We start from the raw sequence: 23,359 nt of genomic DNA on the forward strand, positions 1-23,359 counted from the left end.
GCGCATAGAATGCAGTGCCGGATGATATCATCCGGCAAATTTCCCGAAAGGAAGAAAGACATGTACGATCGCTCACAATTTGTTGGACGGGACGGTTCCGGCTGCTCCTCCGACAAGTGGATGGATAAGATCTGCGGCGGCACATGCGGCGGCCAGCAATGCCCGCCCGGCCCCACAGGCCCGACAGGGCCTGAAGGCCCGCGCGGGTATCGCGGCGAGCGCGGTCCGATGGGGCCGCGCGGCTTTACGGGTGCGACCGGTCCCCAGGGACCGAGAGGCTTCCCGGGCGCTACGGGTGCGACAGGCGCCACCGGCGCGACGGGCGCGACAGGACCAGCCGGCGGCCCGACCGGTCCCACCGGCGCGACAGGACCGACCGGTCCCACGGGGGCAACCGGACCGACGGGTCCCACGGGTGCTACCGGCTTCGGCGCAATCGGACCTACGGGGCCGACCGGCGCGACCGGACCTACGGGCGTAACGGGTCCCACGGGGCCGACTGGCGCAACGGGTACCGGCGCGACTGGCCCCACGGGCGCAACGGGTCCTACCGGCGCAACTGGCCCCACCGGCCCGACCGGCGCTACGGGTACCGGTGCAACTGGCCCCACCGGCGCAACAGGTCCTACTGGCCCCACGGGGCCGACTGGCGCAACCGGTCCTACTGGTCCCACTGGCCCAACTGGCGCTACGGGTACCGGCGCAACAGGTCCTACTGGTCCCACTGGTCCGACCGGTGCTACGGGTACCGGCGCGACTGGTCCCACGGGCGCTACTGGTCCTACCGGCGCAACAGGTCCCACCGGCCCGACTGGTGCGACTGGTACCGGTGCGACTGGCCCCACCGGCGCAACCGGTCCTACTGGCCCCACGGGGCCGACTGGCGCAACCGGTCCTACTGGTCCCACTGGCCCAACTGGCGCTACGGGTACCGGCGCAACAGGTCCTACTGGTCCCACTGGTCCGACCGGTGCTACGGGTGCCGGTGCGACTGGGCCTACCGGTCCGACAGGTCCCACAGGCGCAACTGGACCTACCGGCGCAACAGGTCCCACCGGCCCGACCGGCGCTACGGGTACCGGCGCGACTGGCCCCACGGGCGCAACCGGACCTACCGGTCCCACCGGCCCGACCGGCGCTACTGGTCCTACGGGTCCCACGGGTGCAACCGGCCCAGCCGGTGAAGATGGCGATGCCGCCACGGTCCGTGTCGGCACGGTTACCACCGGAGATCCCGGCACCGAAGCCAGCGTCGTCAACTCGGGTACGGAAAAAGACGCTGTACTCGATTTTACAATCCCCAGAGGGCAGGATGGCCAGGGCGGTGCGACAATCGACCTGTTATCCGCTTATTCCACCCCCTCGCACCCCGGCGGCACAGGAAATAACGCCCTGATTTTTGACCGGAACGCACTTTCCTACGGCACCTCCATCTCGCACGCGCTCAACAGCGCAACTTTCACCATCAACCAGCCCGGCGTTTACGCCGTGGCCTTTAACGGCGGCATGGCGCCTGGAAATGGTGTGACATTCCCCTATAATATCAGCTTTACGCTTGAGTTAAACGGGTCCTCTGTCGCCGGCGCCTCCGCATCGCATAACTTCCACACTTCGACCGAAACCGTGAATATTGCGTTCACATCGCCGGTAGCGGTTTCCTCCGCCCCAGCCACGCTGCGGGTCATTGGCAGCGGAAGCACGTATTTCTACAGCGACATTTCCCTGACAATCTACCGGCTCGGCGATATCCCCACTTAACGCTGTTTCTGGCGCGCGTCCGGACGGCTGATAAAAAAACGGAAACGGGAACTTTCCCGTTTCCGTTTTCTTATTTACAGCAGCGCAAGGATATTGGCTTTAGGCATCGCGCCGACCGCTTTATTCGCGATCTGGCCGTCCTTGATTACGACCAGTGTCGGAATGCTCATTACGCCGAACTCCTGCGCGAGCGCGCCCTGCTCGTCCACATTGATCTTGCCGACTTTGATGTCCGCGCGCTCCTCCGCGATCTCGTCTACAATCGGGGAGACCATGCGGCACGGGCCGCACCAGCTCGCCCAGAAATCGAGCAGAACCGGCTTGTCCGACTGCAGTACCTCCTGTTCAAAATTATCCTTTGTAATGGTTAAAACCGCCATATTCCTACACTCCTTTGCTTCAGTTTGTCACAAGTTCATAATAAAATGCATACTGCTGCATAACGCCCGCAAATCCCCGATAGCGCTTTAACGGGAACCCCTTGGGATAGTGGGTATCCAATACCTGCCGGATATGCGTATCGATCGGGAACGCATCGATATGATGCAGCGCAAACAGACAGATACATTCCGCTACCTTGCGCCCCACGCCGGACAGCCGCATCAGCTCAGTGCGGGCGTGGGCATAGTCCATATGCCGGACAGCCTCCAGGTCTACTTCGCCCGATACAACCTGCCGCGCGGCGGACAGTATGTATTTCGCCCGATAGCCCAGACGGATGGGCGCAAACTCCTCCAGCGTGCAGGCGGCAAGGCGTTCGGCCGTCGGGAACGCATTGTATACCTGTCCACTCCCATTATAGCAGATTTCCCCAAAAAGGGAACACAAATTTTCGACGCATTTCGTGATGCGTCCGATATTGTTTTGCTGGGAAATGATAAAGCACACGATGGTCTCCCACAGCTCCTGCCGGAGGATGCGCAGCCCGCCTCCCGCCGCAACCGCACACTGCAGGTATTGGTCCCGCTTGGCGACCGCCCGCTTATACCGGCCATAGTCCGCATCCAGGTCAAAATAGCCGCGCCAGACCGACTCGAACGTTTCCTCCGGACAATCGAACCGCACCAGCCGCCCTTCCTGGCAGACTTCAATATACTTCCCTCCCGCAACGACCGCATACCGCTTTTCCCCCAGTTCCCGAAAGCGGAAGCATTGTCCCGACCGAGCGATCTGCTCCAAATCAAAATCTGGTATCTCGCGTTCGATCATTTGCTCATCGCCTCATGCTCCGCCGCCAGCTCGTCATACAGTTGGTGGAACAGCCAACCCAGATTTGTCTCTGTTACGACCGCTTTATACGGGATGGATACGCCGTTCTTTTTCATTTCACGCAGCAGGATTTCCAGACGCTTATCGGTAAAGCCATCCAGCACCAGCACAGGCTCAGCCAGCGCCGGCGCCTCCGGCGCTTCACGCGCATCAAATCCTTTGCGGCCAAGCAGACAGCCAATCGTCTGTCCTACCGCCTCCGGCGCGACATTTCGAATACGCACCCCCATCCGTACCAGAATGGATTTCAAAACAGCGGCCTGTTCCCCGCCGTTAGGATCAAAATATAAAACGCTTTCCCGTGACACCGACATATTCGGTTCCTCCTTATGGCATTTGTTTTTATTATACCACAGCGGTCGGCAAACCAGCAAGGGAAAGGCGCCTGCCGCACGGCCCTGCAGCCGCGACGCCTTTCCGCCAAGATACCCGCCGTTCCCTGTATCTCCCTCTTGCGGCAGGTCTGCGGAGCGTGTATAATGAAATATACCTATTCGCTCCATATTCAGACGGCAGGCATTTGTCTTGACAGTCTCGGCATGGATATCTATAATGGTGGTTAGGTTTCGCTAACTTCAATTGTTAATAAACTTTCTGTTATCAGAACGGACTTTTTATCATACTTCCATCCAGAAAGGAGGCCTTTTTATGATACAGGCATTGATTTGGGCGGCGGCCGGCACTGGTTTTACTTTTGCGATGACCTCGCTGGGGGCCGCTATGGTATTTTTCCTGCGCCGCAAATCGAGCGCGCTGCTGCAGCGCATTTTCCTCGGCTTTGCGGCAGGCGTCATGATCGCGGCTTCGGTTTGGAGCCTGCTGATCCCCGCTATTGAGGAGGCTGAGGCGGCTGGCGGGATCGGCTGGATCCCCGCCGCCGGCGGCTTTATCCTCGGCATTCTGCTCATGCTCGCGCTGGACGGCCTGCTCCCGCATCTGCACAGCGGCGCCGCCAAGGCCGAGGGGCTGCCCTCCTCTTTCCGGCGCACCACGCTGCTCGTGCTCGCTGTAACGCTGCATAACATACCGGAGGGTATGGCGGTTGGCCTGTCGTTCGCCCGCGCGGCACAGCACAACGGAGAGGCCGGTCTGATCGCGGCCGCCGGCGCGTTGGCGCTTGGCATTGGCATCCAAAACTTTCCCGAGGGTGCGGCGGTGTCTCTGCCGCTGCAGCAGGAGGGACTGTCGCGCCCGCGCGCTTTTCTCTACGGCGCGCTGTCCGGTGTGGTGGAACCGATTTTCGGCGTGCTGGTGGTTTTGGCCGCGGCGCAGCTTACGCCTTTCATGCCCTGGCTGCTCTCCGCAGCCGCGGGCGCGATGCTGTACGTTGTGGTCGAGGAGCTGATCCCAGAAGCGCACCTTGGGGAGCACTCCCACCCGGGAACGCTTGGCGTAATGGCCGGCTTTCTGGTAATGATGATCCTTGACGTTGCGCTCGGTTGACCGCATCGCCCCCCCAATCGCGTTTCGCATGGTAACGCCCGGCGTGGATAAGCCCATTTTCGTCACTCTTGCGCGGGCCAGCGTCACTGTGGCATGGATGTGTCCCATCATGAGCTTCTGGGCCGCACTGCTCTTCAAGCATCCAGGGATCGAATTGATTCCGGTCTGGCTGCAGACCTTGGCCTGCAATTTCCCTATGGCTTTTTTCTGGCAGATATTCTTCTGCGGCCCGCTTGTGCGGTTCCTGTTCCGCACGATCTTCCGGCCGGAGCGCGGGACGCTCTCTGCGCCGCAGCCTGCACCGGAACCGGCACATAAGCCATAAAAAGGCTTGCCTGCCAGCGCTGTTTGTGCTATACTGAACAGGAAATCAGACGAAAGGCGGTGGCTTGATGTCGGCCATCCGTAAATAACAGGATGACAAAAATTCCTCATCGCAAAACGATGGGCCTTTTTGCTGTGCTGATTTTACGGATACCGGATCGGGCTTGCCTTTTCGCAGGGCCGTATTTGTGCTGCCGCCGTTTTGTGCGGCTGTATACCGCCCGTTTTCCTCCAGCAGCGCAGTTTTCATGGCCCGTCATGCGGGCCATTTTTTGTTGTCCTGACCCCGAAGCATTTTATTCATAGGAAAGGACAAACAAACCATGAACCGAGAAAACAAACGGAAATTGTATGAAAAAGGCTATTATAAAACGCATGCCTGTACGGAAAGCTTTACCTGCCGCGTATGCGGACGGCCGGTTGTCTCCGCCGGCGCGGGCAGCAGCCACCGCAACCATTGCCCGAACTGCCTGTCCAGCCTGCATCTGGATAACGAGCCGGGCGACCGTGCCGCGAACTGCGGCGGGATCATGGAACCCATCGCTGTATGGGTGCGCAAAAACAGGGAGTGGGCGGTCATCCACCGCTGCCGTCGCTGCGGCGCGCTGCATTCCAATCGGGTGGCCGCGGACGACAATCCGATGAAGCTGATGTCGATCGCTATGAAACCATTATGCGAACCGCCGTTCCCACTCGAACGGATCGAGGAAATGACCGCCCTCATGGGCGGCAGCGGCTGCTGAAACGGATAACGGAAAAGGCATGGCGAAGCCATGCCTTTCTATATTGCCGTGTGTTTCCGAACTTTCCCCGTCAAGACGCAGGCTTCCCGCGGTATCGGGAAACATCCTTCCGTTTTCATCGTTGCAGCAGGCATACCGTCTCGACTTGTTCTTCATTGTCCAAACTAATACTCATGTCTTCCTCGATAATCGGCAGCTTAAATTTGATGGATTTTAACCACTGTCCATTGGCTTGGCGTTCCGGGTAAATCTGAATCTCAGAGATCAATGCCTCGATCAACTGCCGCCGCTCCGCTTCGTTCATCACGCCGTACAGTTTTTCAAAATAGATCAGCACTTTATAGATATTGTCACCGGTCAGTTTTTCCGCTTCAATGGCCTGCTTTTTGGCTCTGGCCGCAATCAGCAGAGATTCGGTATCCTCAATCTTATCATACATCTTGTAGAGCCGGTCATCAAGGTCTGCCTTGCGCCGCACATAGTGCCGGTCGTCCGGGTCGAGAGAATCGATCTCCTCCGACAGTTTTGCCTTGACGGAATAATGCTGGCGCAGCTGCTTCTCGTAATTGGCAATCTCCTGGTCAATGGCGGCGGTATCCACTTTCATGTTGATCTTTTCCTGCATCATAGCCGCAAACTTTGGATTGCTCACCAGCTTTACAATGACTTCTGCCACGGCATCGTCCAGCAGTTCTTCCCGAAGCTGCTTTTTGTAATCGCACTTATGCCCACGAATCATGGAGCGATGCTTACAGCCGTAATAATAAAAGTCCTTGTACTTGCTGCCGTCCGCCTTGTGCTTGATGCTTTTGTTCCCGTACATTCCGGCTCCGCAGACAGGACACTTTACAATGCCGGAGAGTAGATGTACGTGTTCATCCTTCCCACGGTTGACGTGTTCGTATTTCTTGGCCTGTGCCAGCAGCTTCACCTGCGCCGCTTGCCAGACTTCTTCCGAAACAATAGGCTCATGCAATCCTTCTGCCAGCAGGTAGTTGTTCTGCTCCACCAGCTTATACTCGTTCCTTGTGCCGCGCACTTTTTCCATCTTGCGGCGGCCATAGGCAATCTTGCCGCAGTACACCGGATTTTTCAAAATCAAGCGAATCAAATGTGCGTCAAACAGGGGATTCTTCCCATTCTGCCGGGGAATCTTGCGGATACCGTGGTTTTCCAGATACTTTGCAATGCCGTTTGCGCCAATGTCCGTGTGAACATACTGGTCATAGATGACACGAATCGCCTCTGCTTCTTCCTCGTTGATCATCAGTTTTCCATCTACCAGCTGATACCCATAGGGGGCAAAGCCACCGTTCCAGCGGCCCTCCCTTGCTTTTTGGATACGGCCCTCCATGGTTTGGACACGGATATTTTCGCGCTCAATCTCCGCCACAGCAGACAGGACGGAGATCATCAATTTGCCCGCGTCTTTGGAAGAATCAATGCCATCCTCCACACATACCAGATTGACGCCAAAATCCTGCATGACCTGAAGGGAAGAAAGCACGTCCGCCGCATTTCTGCCGAAGCGGGACAATTTGAATACCAGAACATAGGACACGCCATCTTTTCCGGATTTGATGTCCTCCATCATCTGGCTGAATTGCGCCCGGCCTTCAATGGATTTTCCAGACTTTCCCGCGTCCTCATATTCACCGACGATCTCATAATCGTTATAGTCTGCGTAGGCTTTCATTTTGGCTTTCTGTGCATCCAGCGAATAGCCATCCACCTGCATAGCGGTGGAGACTCTGGTATAGGTGTAAACTTTTATCTTCTCTTTCTGCATCTTAATCTTCCTCATGTGGTGCCAATCGAAAAATTGGATTGGCTATTTTAACTTGGATTAGAAGTATCATCCTGCTTTTCCGCTTCCGTCTTGGCCGTTTTCCCCAACTGTTTGATGGTCTTCAGATATTCTTCCTCGACAGGGGAAAGGGTTTGTGCTTGATAACGTTTATATTCTGCTTTCGCTTTTTCCATCGCCTGTGCATGACTGATTTTCCCTGCATGGGTCAATACTTCTTCCCCAGTCGCCCGAAGAATGTTATCCAGCTGCTCCACATAATCACTCATATACATGGGCCGGTGACGAATGGCCTGCACCTCGGCAAAGTCGAAATAACCGGATACCATTTGATTCAGAACCCGCAGTTCTTCCTCCGTCAGATAATTCTTGGCAATCCCAATATCTTTTGCCGTGGGAAAATCCCCGGAAAAGGTGGTAAGCCCCATAAATGGCTTATCCGCATCGGCCCGCTCATAGATCACTTCCGCAGCCGTATGTCCATGCGCTGCATAATGAAGCTTGTTCTGCACCATTTTGAAAAACGCAACAGATTCCGCACTTCTGGGGTTATAGTCCACGCTGGTGGCGTACAAGTCCAACACTTGACGATACATGACTTTTTCCGAAGAACGAATGTCCCGAATCCGTTCCAGCAGTTCGCGCCAATAGTTGCCACCGCCCAAATTTTTTAGGCGCTCATCGTCCATCGTGAAGCCCTTGATCATATATTCTTTTAGGCGCTCAGTGGCCCACCGGCGAAACTGGGTGGCAATCAAAGATTTTACTCTGTACCCCAAAGAAATGATCATGTCCAGATTATAGAAAGGCAGCTCTCTGGTTACTTGCCGGTTGCCCTCCATTCGAACCTGTCGGAATTTCCGACAGGTTGAAGTCTCATCCAGTTCGCCTTCTTCATAGATGTGGCCGATATGCTCCACAATGTTGCTTCTGGACGTATGGAACAGTTCCGCCATCTGCTGCTGTGTCAGCCAAACGGTTTCGTCCACAAACCGGCATTCTACCTTTGTAAGTCCATCTTCCGCCTGATAAATTACAATCTCACCCTGGCCCTGATTTGGTCTCATTTTATCTTCCGCCATTTGTTCACGCTCCCATCTGATTCCGTTTTTATGTTCCAAGAGGACAGGGAGTAGACCCATCCTCTTGTTTGGACGCTTATATCACGTTTATTATATCATGCAGCAATTTTGCTTTCAACTGCTTCCGCATTGAACTCAGAGTCTTTTTTATTTGCTGCGCTATCCTGATTATCAAACGATACTGCCGGTGCGGGCAAGTTCTCAACATCCAATTCCGAAACATACTTTTCAATCAGGTTGGCCAGCAGGTCTGCAAAACCGCTCCATTCATCTATCATAGGCATTTTCCCTTTCTTTTCTATGAGGCTGTTTGTAAAATTCCAATACTTCTGCCGGTATCTGCTCCAAAATAGCCACAGCACTGTCATAGTCGCGCCGCAGCTTGAGGTCTTCGATCTGCTTTAGGGTGCTGACCTTCTGCGCCGATGCAAGGGATTCTTCCAATTCAGCATTTTTTGTTTTCAACTTTTTATTTTCGGATGCTGTTTTCGTAAAAGCCACACCATATTTCCGCAGCAGTGTGTCCATCTTCTCTACGCTGGGAATATAGGTATCCAGAATTTTGCAGATTTCCTCCGCCCGGCTTTTGGCGTCGAAAGGATTGATTCCGGTAAGCAACTGCCCCAGTTTTTCCTTCTGTTTGGTCAACCTGGTCATCTCCTTGAACACGCGGGGCGGAATGTGGTCGCGCCCGGTCAGGCTGGCGCTCTCACCGCGTTCCAAATCTGGAAACTTCTTGACCATGTGTTTCCAAAACTCATCCTGCCACCATGTCAGCTTCTTTTTGTTGCCCATAATGTCTTTGGCGCTAAGCCTGCCGTCCTCAGTCAGGGGGACAAAACAAAGGTGCATATGAGGCGTTTTCTCGTCCATATGCACCACAGCAGATATGATTGTCTCTTTGGATTGATGCTGTTCCAGAAAGTGCAGGGCTTCCTCGAAAAACACGCGAATCTCTGCCCGTTTCTTCCCCTTGAAGAACTCCGGGCTGGCAGTGAATAACGTCTCGATCATACGGATACTGTCTTTCCGGGTACGGCATCCGGCAGCAGCAATCTGCCTCTCTGACTCCGCCCGGTACTTGCCGGGCGGTTTGACCAGATGGAAGTTGTACTTGCTTCGGCTGGTATCCACATCGGGATTGCTGGCGTACTTTTCCTTTGTGCGCTCGTTATGGGCCTCGATATTGCCGATTTCAGGCCCCTTGTATTTTGCAAATCGCATAATCGCGTACTGTGCTTTTTCCATGCTCAATCCCTCCGTTTCTGCCAGACAATGTCATATCCCAGCACGTCAGCCAGTTCTACGGCCTCCCGATACCGCAGCGATTCCCGCTGCAATTTCCCGGAAAGATTGGATACGCTGTCGCTCCAGCTATATTCATCGTGCAGCTGGTCAACGACTTCCTGCATGGTGTAACCGGCGCGGATGATCTGCGCCTTGATTTCGTTTCGGATACTTGACTTCATAAAATATTCCTCCATTTTCGCAAGTGACACTCTTTGTCACTTGACAGCTAAAACATGATTTTCGGTTGCGTCATAAAAAGAACCGGCTGCGCTGGGGAGCGCACCGGCTTTGGTCAATGGTGAAATTTGCGTAAGTGCTGTTTTGCGATAGAAATGATTCCTCGCGTATCGGTGGTCAACGGCGGAATATTCGACTTCGCAGAAATGTGGGGCTTTTCACTGTTCGGGCTGTATTGTCACAAAATGCTGCAATCTGTACGTCGTTCCGTGAGCCGCCATCCGGCGAACTGTATACGGATAAAAGAGAAACATTTCGCCGTTTTGAGATTGCTCTAAAATATGCCTGCAAAATCACCGCTTTCCCTTGACTGTTTTAGACACGGACAAAAATGTCCATGACTACTTTGCTTCGCTAAAGTGGTCGGGTTCAAAATGACACCGACCACTTCACATCACAAAACCGAGAATATTTGCATTGTTCTGGTCGTACCCAAAATGGGCACGACCACTTTATCCAAATGAAGCACCTCTACAATATATAGGGTAATAGGGTTAATCGCTGCGTACATACGTACCGGCGACCAGAGCGGAAATCAATCCCGCCAGTCTTCCGGTACGTACGTACACTGTGAAGCGTCCGTAAACTCGTTTATATGCGGTCTTGCCACTGCCTCGATCCCCATAAAGCCCCACACCCGGCGTCCTGCCGAATTGGTGATCGTGTTGCAGTGTTCCAGATTGTACTTGCCACAGGCTGCCACCAGCGCATCGCTGAAACTGCGGCGTTTGAGTGCAGTCAGACTGTTTTCCTCGCACCACATCCGGTAAATGTCATAGCAATCCTTTGAGCTGATGGAAGCATCGGCTTTCAGCCGGATATAGCCCTCGGATTCCAGAAAGTCGAACACATTGTTGTTATCCCGCTTGACGGCCTCCCGGTTCTCTCTGGTGCGTTGGCTCTCGGTGAACTTGAAGTTGTTCGCTATCAGCCGCTGCAATCCCTCAAAAGCCCACAGCAGAATGCCCTCCACATCGGCCTTCATCTTCTCAGCCAGGTCGGGATCATCCACACGGTCGGCAGGTTTCTCTTTGGTGGTCAGCACCAGCTGCCGCCGGTAAAAACCATCGCTCCGGTCAAAGAGTGCCTGCAAGTCGCCGTTGCTGAACGCCAGCAGACGGGCGCACATCCACCCCTGATAACTCTGCTTGCCCTTACGCTCCAAATCCATCTTGCCCTGGGCGGTGACGATGGATTTGACATAGTTGGTCTGACGCAGTGCCTCCATCCGCATATCGTCATCGACACACAGCAGAATGTGTTCCAGGTCGGCGCGGGCAAAGCGGTTCTCGGAAATCTTGCCGATGCTGCCGTCCTTCATATTGTTGCCGAATAGGGCAGCCAGCACCACGCCAATTTGACTTTTACCCTCGCCGCCGTTGCCCTTAATGACCATCATACGCTGGCCCTTGTTGCTGGGGATCAGGCAATAGCCGATAAACTCCTGCAAGGTAGGGATGTCTTCCGGGTACAACAGCCCATCCAGAAAGGCCAACCAGCGGGTCGGCGCGGGTGCTTCGGGATTATAGGACACTGGCAGACGGCAGCGCACAATGTCCTGTTTTCCCTCCGTAAAGGTGTCATCCAGAAATAACGTGCCGTTTGCCAGATGGATGCGGTCAGTTTCCGGTGGGAAATCCTCTACCAGCGCCGCCAGCTTCATCAGTTCCACAATGTTGCTGATTTTGCGGGGGATGTTACTGACCGCGCAGCATTTCAGTTCCTCAAAAATTTCTCCACGCAGCGGCAGCTCATCGGTGACGCGGCCATCAGGCGTAAAAAAAGCCCCGTTTGTGTAGATGATTTTGTGTCTGCCGAGAAAATCATCACAAAACAGGGCTTCATTGATACTCTTGCCGTCAAACCAGACAGGCTGGTTGACCTCACGCGATTGCTCGTTCTTCGCCACGGTGCTGCACCTCCTTTTCCAGACGTTGGAGTCGCTGCTCCAGCGCGGCGATGGTTCCGTCCTTCAGCAGCATATCCACCGCCTTCACACGCTGCTCCAGTTCCGCAAACATGAGAACATCCAACAAATGATCTACATACTCGATCATGTGACACGCCTCTACAAAACGGTCGTCCAGTTCGTCCTCCGGCGACTTCGGCGCATACTCGGCTTTCCATCCTTCCAGCAGATGCAGATAATCGCACAGCACCCGCAGGCAATGCATCTCATCGTTACGGAAAGCCCGCGCCAGCGGATAGGGCTTTTTCAGCGCCACAGCTGCCGGGGGCTTGTCCGGATCGATGCCGAAGTCATAGGCCAGCTTCTTTGCGGCCTCATAGCTGCTCAGGCCGAACAGCCGCGCCACAAAGTCGATCACATCCCCGGTAGCCCCGCAGCCAAAGCAATAGAAATAATCCCTGTTCAGCTTCATGCTGGGATGCAGGTCATCGTGGAAGGGGCAGCAGATCATGTCCCCCCGGTTGACCTTGCAGCCGTAGTGCTCGGCGGCCTGCTTCACAGTGACAGCAGATTTTACAGTTTCAAACAAATTCATAGGCTTTGCCCTCCATCATTTATTGACGGTATCTGCCCGTCTGCCTGAATATACGGGGAAAAAGCCTATAGGCCGAAAAATCCGTTAAAAGTGCAAGAAATGAAAAATCGCCACCCTGAAATCTTGCAAAAATGCAAGACATCAGAGCGGCGAGACCAGCGGAAAGCATTTGCCCACGCTGGTTTTATAAGGTATAATGAAAGCAGAGAGTTTACAGGAAAGAGGTGTGTGTCACATGGAGGGAGCCTATCTGCCCGGCAATATCCGGCAGCGGATGCAGGAGCTTATGAAGGAACATAAAATCACCCAGGCACAACTGGCGACCCGCATCGGCAGCACCGAGAGCGCCATCAGCCGGTTTGTGAGCGGTAAGACCGATAAAATCAGCACAGAACATTTGCTCCGCATTGCAAAAGTGTTTGAAGTCTCCACAGATTTCCTTCTGGGGGAAGTCAACACACCCGACCGGACAAATTTTGATATTGAAGAACTGGGCCTGTCAGTGCAGGCGGCGCGGAATCTGTACACCGGGAAAGCCAATGCTGAAATTGTCAACCGCCTGTTGGAAAGCCCGCGCTTTGCAGAAGTAACCTACATGATCGAGCAATATTTTGACGATACGCTGACCGCCGGTTTCGCCGGGCAGAACCAGATGCTTACCACCCTCAGCGCCATGCTGCGCCGGAATGTGAAAACGGATGCCGCTGTGCAGGCTGCCAGAACTGTCAACCGGCAGAAAGTTCCTGTCTATCAGGCAGACCTCACGATGATACAGAATACTTTTATGGCGGCATTGCGGGAAGTAAAAAAAGAGATCGGTAACGATTTTACGGCGGCACAAACCTTGACCAAGGGCATCACCCAGCAGATGTTCTCCGAGTTGACAAAAGGCCAGGATGTCCAGGCACCGACCATCACGCCAGAAATGATTTCCGCCGCTGTCACCCAGAGCGCGGCAGGGATGGACGGTGTGCAAAAGGAAGCGTTGGACAAGTTTGGTCAGGCGTTGACGGAATTTCTCCAATCCACCTTAGACCACGCGCAGGAGAAACAAAATGCCGGCCCTGAGCAATGAGCGGCTGTGCAAGCTGGCGCAGGCAGGGGATACGGCTGCCCGTGATATTTTGCTGGAAAACAATCTGGGATTCATCCGAAAAATCGCGTTGGAGCAATACCGGAGCATGGGTCTGGATGAAAATGATATTGGAATGGATTTAGATGATTTAGTGCAGGAGGGAAGTATCGGCCTGCTGAACGCGATTCCTTTATTTGACGCCGGACGGGGTATGAAATTCCTGACCTATGCGGCACCGGCGATCCGCAATGCCATGACGGACTGCATTCGCGCAGCCCTCGCTCAGTTTGAACAACGGATGGTGGATAAGAAAGACGGCCCCGGCTTCCAGAGAGTATATCTGGATGACGTTCTCTCAGATGATGAACGGATGCTGCGAATCGAAGCCATAGCCGACCCTTACACTCAAACGCCAGAGCAAATCTATATCCAAAAAGAACAGCTAATGGAATTGTATGCGGCGATGGACAAGCTGACTGCCAGAGAGCAGACTTATCTGCTGTATCGCTATGGATTTACCGATGGTATTGAGCACCCGCTGATCGGCACAGCACTCCATTTCCATCTCAGCGAGAGCCGGACGAAGAAGGTTGAGGGCGAGGCGATGGACAGTCTGCGCGGGAAGCTGCCGTGGTGGTTCTGATACGATGGTAAGCAGCTGCTGACGGGGCTTTGATATACCTTTGTTCCGCAGATGACAAGGATGGCAGACAGTGCATATTCGCACCGCCTGCCATCCTTTTTCTGTCGCTCATGCCGCCCCGTAAGGGGCAACCTTTCCCGCCAGAACGCCGCAACTGTAGCCACACTTTCCGGGGCGTGCTACAATTCCGGCTGCCATCTGCTCCACAAAGGTATAACACACTAGACTTTCCTACGGAAAATCGTGTGCCAACAGGGATGCTGCTCGCCCCTATTGGAAACCCAGAGCCAAAGAGGCTGCGCCCCTCTGGACACCCCGCCTGTCCGTGCAGTGACTATCCATCCTGTTCCCACACAATGGATGCTCCTCTGCCCGAACAGGCAAAACAGGCACAGAGATTTGCCCGTATAGCGGGCAGATTTCTGTGCCTGTATTTGTTCAGCGGTGGCTGGACAGAGCCTACGAAGAAGCCTTGCAGAACCCTCGGCCTTGGTTGACTATTTTCGCATGGGGGTGCGAAAACCAATTGTCCCAAGCGTCAATATCTGATATAATAAAAAAGTCGAATTCTCTGACCGGAGGGCACCAATATGGTCATCTCTTACAATAAACTCTGGAAACTGCTCATTGACCGAAAAATGAGCAAGGCTGATCTGCGGCGAGCAGCGGGGATCGCCCCCAACACCATGACAAAACTGAACCGAGATGAAGAAGTGACATTGGAAACGCTGGGGAAAATTTGCGGCGTACTCGGAGTCAATATTGGAGATGTTGTGGATATTTTCCCGAAATGTCAAGAGGAAAAGAAAGGGAGAAAAACGCAATGACTATATTTGAAATAATCATGACAATTCTAAACTTAATCGCGGTATTGCTTATTCCTGTGGTTGCTGTATTTGTTGGCCAATATCTTCAAGAGCGGGCTCAAAGACGGAAAGATAAAATGGATATATTTAAGACGTTGATGATAAATCGAGTAGGATGGTCTGTAGAAAGTACACGAGCCATGAACATTATTGATATTGTTTTTTCGGATGATAAAAATGTTCGACAGGCTTGGAGTGAATATTATCATGCTCTTTGTGTCAAGGACCCAGATGAAATACAGTTAAAGCAAATGCAGCAAGCACAAGATAAATTACTTGAGAAAATGGCTATTTCTCTTGGATATAAGGATAAAATCACATGGGAAACCATTCAGAATCCTTATGTTCCGAAAGGGATGATGGAGGCAATGGATCAGCAACAGATCATCCAAAAAGGACAGACAGAGCTTGCAAAGGTAGCTGGTGCGTTTGCTCAAATGATCAATACTAACGCAGCCAATCAAGCGCCAAACCGACAGGAGGATAATCCCCATGCCAACACTTGAATGGATTGGAAAAGATAAAGTGGTAAACCACCACCAGGAGGTGCCTTATCGGGTGCTGGAGCGCCAGTACAGCTATGATGGAGCTGGGCAGCACGCCGAGGACAACGGCAGCGAAAACATGATTATCCATGGCGACAATCTGGAGGCGCTGAAAGCCCTGCTGCCCCAGTACGAGGGCAAGGTGAAGTGCATCTATATCGATCCGCCTTACAACACTGGCAACGAAGGCTGGGTGTACAACGATAACGTCAATGACCCCAAAATCAAAAAGTGGTTGGGTGAAGTGGTTGGCAAAGAGGGCGAGGACCTTTCCCGGCACGATAAGTGGCTGTGCATGATGTACCCCCGCTTGAAGCTGTTGCAGCGACTGTTAGCGGATGATGGAGTTATTTTTATCAGTATTGATGATACCGAGTATGCCAATCTGAAACTAATTTGCGATGAGATTTTTGGAAGCAGCTGCTTTGTATCAAATATTTCATGGCAGCGGACATATTCTACCCGAAACGACTCCAAAGGAATTGTGAACGAAGTGGAGCACCTGATTGTTTACAGTAAACAGCCAGGCTGGAGTCCTAACAAACTTCCAAGAACAGCCGAAATGAATGCTAAATATAAGAATCCAGATAACGATTATGCCCCATGGAGATCTGACAATGCCTTTGCAGCAGATGCTTCAACCCATCAAGGAATGGTTTACGCTATCCAACACCCTATGACCGGAGAATTACTTTATCCAAGTAATGGAGCGCACTGGAGATATTCACAAGATGTTATGTTAGAGACAATGCGCGGCTGGTGCGATTATGAACTACGGGACCTGAATGACGCAAAGGAACGTGCTGCTGTATGCGGTGTTCCAGAATCTGAAGTGCGCAAAGGGGTTCAGGCTATCGTTTTGTCAAAATCTTTGGAAGAATCTGCTGTACGAGCAAAAGAGGTATACAAGCGCGGTCAGTGGCCTCGTTTCTTTTTTACTAAAGGCGGAAAAGGCGGTATTGCCCGAAAAACATACCTTGAAAATGTAGGTGGAAAACTTCCTACTAATTTTTGGCCGTTTTCTGAGACAGGACATACGGACGAAGCCAAAAAAGAGATGCTGGCAATTTTCAATGGGAAAGCAACTTTTGACACACCTAAGCCCCGCCGATTGTTGGAATATGTACTCACGATTGCAGGTAATCAAGATACTCTGATTCTCGACTCCTTTGCAGGTTCAGGCACTACTGCCCATGCTGTGCTGAATATGAACAAGGCCGACGGCGGCAACCGTAAATTCATCCTTGTTGAAATGATGGACTACGCCGACAGCATCACCGCCGAGCGTGTTAAACGGGTGATTGACGGCTACGGCGAGGGCAAAAAAGCCGTGGAAGGCACCGGCGGCAATTTCAGCTACTATGAGCTGGGGCCTGTGCTTCTGCTGCCGGACGGCAACCTCAACGAAGAAGTAGGCCCGCAAAAAATCCGGGAATACGTCTACTACATGGAGACCAAAGAGCCCCTGCCCGCCGAACAGCCCACGGACGAGCCCTACTTCATGGGTCTGTGCCGCAACACCGCCTATTACTTCTACTATGAGCGGGAACATGTCACCACGCTGGACTATGCCTTTTTGGCTACCGTCCAGACTAAATCCGAGGGCTACACCATCTATGCCGACCTGTGCGCCATCCCGCAGGAAACACTGCGCAAGCATAACATCACATTTAAGAAAATCCCCCGGGATATTGCCCGGCTGTAAAGGAGCGTGAAGAAATGGAACTGAAATCTTATCAGAAAGAAGTTATTGCCGATCTTGCACGCTACCTGGAGCTGGTGGTGGAACTGCAAAGCCCGGCAAAGGCGTATCAGGCCCTCTGGAACGAAAAGAATGTTCTGGTGGGCTTCGGCGGTATGCCGAATTATGTGAATGTACTCCCCGGCGTGCCCCATGTGTGTGCCAAGGTGCCCACCGGCGGCGGCAAGACCTATATTGCTGCCAGTTCTCTGCGGACGATTTTTGACGCCATGCCCCAGCGCCGGGCCAAGGCCGTAGTGTGGTTGGTGCCCTCCGAGGCCATTCTGACCCAGACCCGCAAGGCGCTGGAAAATCCCGACCATCCCTATCGCCAGCGGCTGGATGTGGATTTTGGCGGGCGGGTACAGGTGTACTCCAAGGAACAGGCTCTCATGGGGCAGAACTTTACCCCCTCTGCGGTGACAGAACAGATTTCTTTATTTGTACTCAGCTATGATTCTTTCCGCACAAGTAAAAAGGAAGGCCGCAAAGCCTATCAGGAGAACGGCTATCTGGCCGAGTTTGCCAAGTGGATGGATGATCCGTCGGTTCTTCTGGCCGACACTGATGAGACGGCATTGATCCAGGTGATCCGCTATCTGAATCCGGTAGTCATCGTGGACGAGAGCCACCATGCCACCTCAGATTTGAGCGTGGAAATGCTGCAAAACTTCAATCCCAGCTTTGTGTTTGACCTGACCGCCACCCCCAAAAAGAAAAGCAACATCATCTCTTTTGTGGACGCTGCACGTCTGAAAAAGGCCAACATGGTCAAGCTGCCGGTCATCGTCTATAACCGCAAGTCTCAGGCCGATGTATATGGGGATGCTATCGCCATTCGTGCTAAGCTGGAGGCGCAGGCTAAGCGGGAGCAGGAAACCAGCGGACGCTATATTCGCCCCATCGTTCTGTTCCAGGCCCAGCCCCGCAACAATGCAGACAGCACCACATACGAAAAAATTAAGAAAACACTGGTGGATGGCGGCATTTCCGAAAAGGAAATTGCCATCAAAACCGGCGATAAGGACGAGCTGAAAAATGTGGACTTGCTGTCCCCAGACTGCCCCATCCGGTACATCATCACTGTCAATGCTCTGAAAGAGGGCTGGGACTGCCCCTTTGCCTATGTGCTGGCCACGGTGGCAAACCGCACTTCTACCGTGGATGTGGAACAGATTTTGGGGCGCGTGCTTCGGCTGCCCTACACACAGAAGAACATCAGTGAAGTGCTGAATCTTTCCTATGTCATCACATCTTCCGCAGACTTCCACCAGACGCTGGAGAAGGTCGTGGCCGGGCTGAACAGCGCCGGTTTCAGCAGCCGCGACTACCGGGCACAGGATGTGGACGTGCCCATTACGGCTACACCCACCCAGGAGCCGGAGCAACTTCCTATTGTCCCGCCTCCCGCTGACGAACCAGATCTGCCGGAAGTAGACGGCTCGGATTTGAAGGCGCGTTTTGAAGCGGCAACGCATGAGGCGGAGCAATCCGTGCAGGATGGAACGATGCAGTCCGACCCCATGCTGTCACAGGCTCTGCAACAGAACAAAACCTATGAGGACGAGATCAATCAGGCTGACAATACCGCTTTGAGCCAGGCTCCATCGGAGGTGCGCGACAAAATGAATCAGTTCCGAATGAATGAGGAATTTGCAGACGAAGCCTCTGCCTTGCGCTTCCCCCAGTTTATGCTGGAGACTGGCCCCAGTCTGTTTTCGGAAGCCCACGAAACCCTGGAACTGGAGCACTTGGAGGGTGGCTTCTCTCTGCGGGACAAAGATGCTCATGTAGATTTCACTACGGTCAACGCTGAGATGGCACGGGTGGATGTAGACGACAGCAAAGACAGCACCGCAAAGGCGTGGCGTCTGTCCGGTGGCGACAGCGCCTTTTTCCGAGAGTGGTTCAACACCCAGCCCTCGGAAAAACGGCTTTCTCTGTGTAAGGGCATTATCAAGCAAAAGCTGTCCAAGATGAACTGCGTTAACGACCGGGAGCTGGATGAGTACATCGACCGGGTGATCGGCACCATGAGCGAAGATCAGCTCTCCGAACTGGAGCAGTCGCCGTATCCTTATGTCGTGAAGATTCAGGGGAAAGTGAAGGAATTGATTGCCCAGCATCGCTCCGGCGTCTTTGATACCTGGCTGGAGCAGGACAAGATTTCCTGCCTGCCCAACTATGCGCTGCCAGCGGTGATCTCCCCAACGGCATTTACCTCGATGGTGCCAAAATCGCTCTATACCGCCGAAGAAGATATGAACGAGTACGAGTTCAAGGTGGTGTGGGCACTGTCAGAACTGGGTAACGTCAAGTGGTGGCACCGCAATATCTCCAGACTGGGCTTCCAGATTAACGGCCCCGTTCATGCTTACCCTGATATCATCGTGATGCTCCACAGTGGAAAGGTACTGATGGTGGAGACCAAGGGCGATCACCTGGATAATGATGAGTCCAAGGAGAAAGCCAAAATCGGTGACCAGTGGGCGAAGCTGGCTGGAAAACAGTACAAGTATTACATGGTGTTTGAGACCAAGCAGCCGGACTATCCGGGCGCGTATTCTCTGGAGCGGTTTATGGAGATTGTGAAAGAATTGTAATGCAACTAGGCTTCTTTCAAGGAGAAACTTGTGTTATGTGTTCATTTGGAACAGGCATCTAAGATAGAAGGTGATTAATAGTCTAATGGTTAATATAAACGGAAAAGAATGGATGAATTTAACTCCAGCAGATATCCAGTCTGCTATTTCTGAAATAGATTTCGATGAATCATTCTATTTTGAACTCAAAGATGATAGAGTTTCCCCTAAAAAAATGATGGAAGAAGTATCTGCTTTTTCAAATACGTTTGGCGGCTATATTTTCCTTGGCGTTTCTGATGACAAACAGATTGAAGGTTGTGCCGAATGGAACGAGCAGAGAATTCATACAGCAATTCACGACTCTATAACGCCTACTCCTTCTTTTGATGTGAAAAAGTTTACCTTTGACACCAGCGTTGTATATGTAATTAAAATTGACGAGGGTTCCGAACCGCCATACATAACTAGTAGTGGTAAGATTTATGAACGACTTTCATCTGGTTCGTTTGCCATCAAGGATTCTTCAAAGCTTTCGCAAATCTACAATAAAAGAGAACAGCTGCTGGCCAAAATGGAGAAGAAAGTATCAATACCACCAGTGTATGAAAACTCCAATAACATATACGGATATGTTGATATTGGTTTCACCTTGGTAGCATCTGATATTCAAGTTGCTATTGATACCTTTAATGGAGTAGACTTGAAGGCAATCGCTGAAGGATTAGCAACTGAGATGCCATCATTTAATCTATCATACGTTGGGAATTCCATCGTTTATACCCCAGGAGGAGTGTCCACTCAAAACGGGCACCTACCCGCGCACACAAATAATTTTCTTGAGATAATGGCTGATGGTAGCTCAAGAATGAGGATCTTGCTGATAAATAATGATCCAGAAGATTCGAGTGTAAACATGACACTCCCAATGGTTATACTAAGCTCATATAAAAAAGCATATACCAATATAATGGGGATGTTATTCCCACATAAGGTGGCATATGCAAAAAAATATGAATCACTAACTGTGAGAAAACAATTCCAACCTGTTATGTATTATGACGATTTCGTCCTTGAAGTACATCCAGATTGGCAAAAAGATAACATCAAAATGTGGGAAGCAATTCAAAACCATCGCAAAATTTTTGGAACCACTACTATTGTGACTGATGATCGTATTCCTAAGACTGGCCTTTATACGATTGATAAACGCCATCTTGAGCTTTGGGGGAAAGAGTATAACGCGGAGTCCATCATTGATGAATTGTTTTTCTCACGATATACCACATTAGGAGCTGTTTCAATTTCAGAAAATGACTGAAGTCCGAGAGCTAGGACACCACCATATGTTAATTAAATAAAACAACACCGGCGGAGCTACAATTTCTCCGCCGGTGCTACTATGTGATTAAGTTAATCCGTCAGATAAACCAACTCTGAACTCTGATACATGCTTAGTGATTGTGTCAGAAAAGCAACGACTCCTCAAATCATTCTAAAATGCTTCAGTGCCGCCATAATAGCCGCTTCCTTTTCCGGCGGGCACTGCGGCACTTTGGCATCTTCTTTCTTTGACAGATTATAATTCTGCCCCACATCTAGCCCGCACTTCCGCTTAACCTGGGAGATATACAGGCTGGACACCTTCAGGCCGTGCTTTTCCAGCACATAGGCTTTGATCTCATCATAGGTGGCTTTACTCTCCGCCGATGTCAAATCCAGCTCGTCCAGATTCAACTCCACCTCGATATGCTGCTTGGTATTGAGTTTGGACAAAAGTACAACCGTCTCCACATGGCTCGTCCTCGGGAACAGGTCAAACGCCTGCGCCTTTTCCAGGCGGTAGCCCGCGCCGCACAGCTCCGCAACGTCGCGGGCGAGCGTGGCCGGATCGCAGGATACATACACCACACGCGGCGGCAGCATCTTCAGGATCGCGTCGCGCGCGGCTTCGTCCAAGCCCTTTCGCGGCGGATCGACAACCAGTACATCGATGCCGCGTCCGGCAAGCTGCCGCGCCGCCTGCCCTGCGTCTGCGCACAGGAATTCCACGTTTTCCATTCCGTTCCGCACCGCGTTCCTTTTGGCATTCTCCACTGCTTCCGGCACGATCTCCACACCGATCACGGTTTTCGCCCGTTCCGCCAGCGTCAGCGTGATCGTCCCTGCGCCACAGTACAGGTCCAGCCCGGTCTCCTCTCCCGTCAGCCCCGCAAAGTCCGCCGCACACGCGTACAGTCGCTCGGCCTGGGCATGGTTGACCTGATAAAACGCTTCGGGCGAAAGCAGGAACGAGTGTCCGCAAAGCCGGTCCTCCAGCATGGCCTCCCCCCACAGCACGTCGGTCCGGTCGCCGAGTATTACGTTATCGCCGCGCTGGTTGTGGTTGAGCAAAATACCGATCAGCGCCGACTCGCTTTCACGCAGGCGGCTCACGAGCACCTCCAGCGCGGGCATCTTGCGTGTCGCCGTAATCAGCGTCAACTGGCTCTCGCCGCTCTTTTCACCCACACGGACATAAATATGCCGCACCGCGCCGCGCTTTGCACTGTAATCATACGGCGGCACGTCAAACTCCTGCATCCAGGAGCGTACAACCGCGGCAATGCGGTCGGCTGTTTCCGACTGGATCAGGCAGCGCTCGACCGGCACGATCTCGTGGCTGCGCGGCCGGTAAAAGCCGGTGACGATGCCGCCCTCCTTATCCCGCCCGACCGGATACTGCGCCTTGTTCCGGTAATGCACGGTAGCGGGCGCGCCGGTAATGCCAAGCAGCCTGCCGCCGTCCTGCCCGCCGATACGGGTCAGCGCGTCGCGCACCTTTTTCTCTTTCGCACGCAGCTCCTCCTCGTAGGTGATGTGCTGGTAACAGCAGCCCCCGCACCGTCCTGCCGCCGGACAGGCAGGTTCTATGCGCGCGCCGGAAGGCACAACCAGCTTTTCCACACGGCCAAACGCGACGTTTTTCGTCACCTTGACAAGCCGTACGTCGCACTGGTCGCCCACGGCGGTGCGCGGGACAAACACCGCGCGTCCCCCGATTTTGGCGAACCCCGTGCCATCCGCAGTATAATCGCTGATCTGGCAGCGATAAATTTTATTTTTGATAAGCTCCATTCCTCACGGCGCTCCTTTTCCGGTTTGTATCCGTATTATATCATGCTTCCGGCACATACTGCAATCGAAAGGAGCGGTACGAATGGAACGAAACGAAAAGAAAAAGCGCGTCTCCGCGGATATCCCCTTTTCTTTCCTCAATGAGATGGGACACAACACCCGCGCGATGGAGCGGTTCTTCGATCTGCCGCGGGAGACGCAGGAGACGCTGACCGACGCGGTTTCCATTGCGGACGACCCGAGCGAGCGGTCCGAGCAGGCGCTCAAGTCCTTGGCCAACGGCGGCGAGGGCTACTGCGAGCGGTTTTAAAAAGCAGAAAAGCGTCCATACGG

Annotated in this window: 24 protein-coding genes; 12 read left to right on the plus strand and 12 right to left on the minus strand. The window is 53.0% G+C overall.

Going from position 1 to position 23,359, the window contains the following annotated elements; all coding sequences use genetic code 11:
• Positions 1-60 precede the first annotated feature (60 nt).
• The gene (locus tag ACYQ3S_RS04075; RefSeq protein WP_459687450.1) at positions 61-1,758 is read left to right on the plus strand and encodes a hypothetical protein; all 1,698 of its coding nucleotides are present in this window, start codon (positions 61-63) and stop codon (positions 1,756-1,758) included.
• Positions 1,759-1,832: 74 nt separating this feature from the next.
• Here the strand turns inward: ACYQ3S_RS04075 and trxA are convergent, their stop codons facing one another.
• The 3 genes from trxA to ACYQ3S_RS04090 are packed head-to-tail and all read right to left on the minus strand — an operon-like array spanning position 1,833 to position 3,341.
• Entirely contained in the window at positions 1,833-2,138 is a 306-nt protein-coding gene (gene trxA, locus ACYQ3S_RS04080; RefSeq protein WP_459687451.1) for a thioredoxin, read from the minus strand.
• Positions 2,139-2,157: 19 nt separating this feature from the next.
• Positions 2,158-2,967: a DNA-3-methyladenine glycosylase family protein gene (locus ACYQ3S_RS04085; RefSeq protein ID WP_459687452.1), complete on the minus strand. Its 810-nt coding sequence runs from the start codon at positions 2,965-2,967 to the stop codon at positions 2,158-2,160.
• On the minus strand, positions 2,964-3,341 hold the full coding sequence (locus ACYQ3S_RS04090; protein WP_459687453.1) for a DUF3783 domain-containing protein: 378 nt from the start codon (positions 3,339-3,341) through the stop codon (positions 2,964-2,966). Before ACYQ3S_RS04090 ends, ACYQ3S_RS04085 begins: the two co-directional genes overlap by 4 nt.
• Positions 3,342-3,675: 334 nt before the next feature.
• Between ACYQ3S_RS04090 and ACYQ3S_RS04095 the strand changes: the two genes are divergently transcribed.
• Together ACYQ3S_RS04095 and ACYQ3S_RS04100 are read left to right on the plus strand one after the other, a co-directional pair.
• Complete coding sequence (locus tag ACYQ3S_RS04095; RefSeq protein ID WP_459687454.1) at positions 3,676-4,470, plus strand: ZIP family metal transporter; 795 nt, start codon at positions 3,676-3,678, stop codon at positions 4,468-4,470.
• Positions 4,451-4,795 carry a hypothetical protein gene (locus ACYQ3S_RS04100; RefSeq protein ID WP_459687455.1) on the plus strand — a complete coding sequence of 115 codons (345 nt, stop codon included), beginning with the start codon at positions 4,451-4,453 and terminating at the stop codon, positions 4,793-4,795. Before ACYQ3S_RS04095 ends, ACYQ3S_RS04100 begins: the two co-directional genes overlap by 20 nt.
• A 45-nt stretch (positions 4,796-4,840) precedes the next feature.
• Here ACYQ3S_RS04100 and ACYQ3S_RS04105 read toward each other — a convergent pair whose 3' ends face one another.
• Positions 4,841-5,044 carry a hypothetical protein gene (locus ACYQ3S_RS04105; protein ID WP_459687456.1) on the minus strand — a complete coding sequence of 68 codons (204 nt, stop codon included), beginning with the start codon at positions 5,042-5,044 and terminating at the stop codon, positions 4,841-4,843.
• Between the two features lie 73 nt (positions 5,045-5,117).
• Between ACYQ3S_RS04105 and ACYQ3S_RS04110 the strand changes: the two genes are divergently transcribed.
• Positions 5,118-5,537: an RNHCP domain-containing protein gene (locus ACYQ3S_RS04110; protein ID WP_459687457.1), complete on the plus strand. Its 420-nt coding sequence runs from the start codon at positions 5,118-5,120 to the stop codon at positions 5,535-5,537.
• Between the two features lie 115 nt (positions 5,538-5,652).
• Here ACYQ3S_RS04110 and ACYQ3S_RS04115 read toward each other — a convergent pair whose 3' ends face one another.
• From ACYQ3S_RS04115 to ACYQ3S_RS04145, 7 genes are all read right to left on the minus strand, one after another.
• Positions 5,653-7,326, minus strand: coding sequence for a recombinase family protein (locus ACYQ3S_RS04115; RefSeq protein WP_459687458.1), 1,674 nt, complete (start codon positions 7,324-7,326; stop codon positions 5,653-5,655).
• Between the two features lie 47 nt (positions 7,327-7,373).
• Positions 7,374-8,426: a virulence RhuM family protein gene (locus ACYQ3S_RS04120; RefSeq protein WP_243413579.1), complete on the minus strand. Its 1,053-nt coding sequence runs from the start codon at positions 8,424-8,426 to the stop codon at positions 7,374-7,376.
• Between the two features lie 95 nt (positions 8,427-8,521).
• Positions 8,522-8,704 (minus strand): hypothetical protein, encoded by a 183-nt coding sequence (locus ACYQ3S_RS04125; RefSeq protein ID WP_204873998.1) that lies wholly within the window; start codon positions 8,702-8,704, stop codon positions 8,522-8,524.
• Positions 8,694-9,674 (minus strand): MobV family relaxase, encoded by a 981-nt coding sequence (mobV, locus tag ACYQ3S_RS04130; RefSeq protein ID WP_459687459.1) that lies wholly within the window; start codon positions 9,672-9,674, stop codon positions 8,694-8,696. Before mobV ends, ACYQ3S_RS04125 begins: the two co-directional genes overlap by 11 nt.
• Before the next feature lie 2 nt (positions 9,675-9,676).
• Positions 9,677-9,895 carry an LLM class flavin-dependent oxidoreductase gene (locus tag ACYQ3S_RS04135; RefSeq protein WP_459687461.1) on the minus strand — a complete coding sequence of 73 codons (219 nt, stop codon included), beginning with the start codon at positions 9,893-9,895 and terminating at the stop codon, positions 9,677-9,679.
• Between the two features lie 593 nt (positions 9,896-10,488).
• Positions 10,489-11,862: a DNA primase family protein gene (locus ACYQ3S_RS04140; RefSeq protein WP_279058991.1), complete on the minus strand. Its 1,374-nt coding sequence runs from the start codon at positions 11,860-11,862 to the stop codon at positions 10,489-10,491.
• Positions 11,837-12,457, minus strand: coding sequence for a CHC2 zinc finger domain-containing protein (locus ACYQ3S_RS04145; protein ID WP_279058990.1), 621 nt, complete (start codon positions 12,455-12,457; stop codon positions 11,837-11,839). Before ACYQ3S_RS04145 ends, ACYQ3S_RS04140 begins: the two co-directional genes overlap by 26 nt.
• Positions 12,458-12,692: 235 nt before the next feature.
• On the opposite strand from ACYQ3S_RS04145, the gene ACYQ3S_RS04150 reads away from it, so the two are divergent.
• From ACYQ3S_RS04150 to ACYQ3S_RS04180, 7 genes are all read left to right on the plus strand, one after another.
• On the plus strand, positions 12,693-13,532 hold the full coding sequence (locus tag ACYQ3S_RS04150) for a helix-turn-helix domain-containing protein (protein WP_459687462.1): 840 nt from the start codon (positions 12,693-12,695) through the stop codon (positions 13,530-13,532).
• Entirely contained in the window at positions 13,513-14,175 is a 663-nt protein-coding gene (locus ACYQ3S_RS04155) for a sigma-70 family RNA polymerase sigma factor (RefSeq protein ID WP_281844194.1), read from the plus strand. Before ACYQ3S_RS04150 ends, ACYQ3S_RS04155 begins: the two co-directional genes overlap by 20 nt.
• A gap of 590 nt (positions 14,176-14,765) precedes the next feature.
• The gene (locus tag ACYQ3S_RS04160; protein ID WP_148317959.1) at positions 14,766-15,002 is read left to right on the plus strand and encodes a helix-turn-helix domain-containing protein; all 237 of its coding nucleotides are present in this window, start codon (positions 14,766-14,768) and stop codon (positions 15,000-15,002) included.
• Complete coding sequence (locus ACYQ3S_RS04165; RefSeq protein WP_148317961.1) at positions 14,999-15,547, plus strand: DUF6680 family protein; 549 nt, start codon at positions 14,999-15,001, stop codon at positions 15,545-15,547. The genes ACYQ3S_RS04160 and ACYQ3S_RS04165 overlap by 4 nt, the downstream gene beginning before the upstream one ends.
• Entirely contained in the window at positions 15,534-17,291 is a 1,758-nt protein-coding gene (locus ACYQ3S_RS04170) for a site-specific DNA-methyltransferase (protein ID WP_459687463.1), read from the plus strand. The genes ACYQ3S_RS04165 and ACYQ3S_RS04170 overlap by 14 nt, the downstream gene beginning before the upstream one ends.
• A gap of 14 nt (positions 17,292-17,305) precedes the next feature.
• A complete protein-coding gene (locus ACYQ3S_RS04175; RefSeq protein WP_459687464.1) occupies positions 17,306-19,930 on the plus strand; it encodes a DEAD/DEAH box helicase in 2,625 nt (874 codons plus the stop codon).
• Between the two features lie 85 nt (positions 19,931-20,015).
• Positions 20,016-21,230: an AlbA family DNA-binding domain-containing protein gene (locus ACYQ3S_RS04180; RefSeq protein ID WP_459687465.1), complete on the plus strand. Its 1,215-nt coding sequence runs from the start codon at positions 20,016-20,018 to the stop codon at positions 21,228-21,230.
• A gap of 164 nt (positions 21,231-21,394) precedes the next feature.
• Here the strand turns inward: ACYQ3S_RS04180 and rlmD are convergent, their stop codons facing one another.
• On the minus strand, positions 21,395-23,026 hold the full coding sequence (rlmD, locus tag ACYQ3S_RS04185) for a 23S rRNA (uracil(1939)-C(5))-methyltransferase RlmD (protein WP_459687466.1): 1,632 nt from the start codon (positions 23,024-23,026) through the stop codon (positions 21,395-21,397).
• A gap of 82 nt (positions 23,027-23,108) precedes the next feature.
• Between rlmD and ACYQ3S_RS04190 the strand changes: the two genes are divergently transcribed.
• Positions 23,109-23,336, plus strand: coding sequence for a hypothetical protein (locus ACYQ3S_RS04190; protein WP_459687467.1), 228 nt, complete (start codon positions 23,109-23,111; stop codon positions 23,334-23,336).
• Positions 23,337-23,359: the final 23 nt, after the last annotated feature.

This window comes from Agathobaculum sp. TL06, assembly GCF_054658635.1.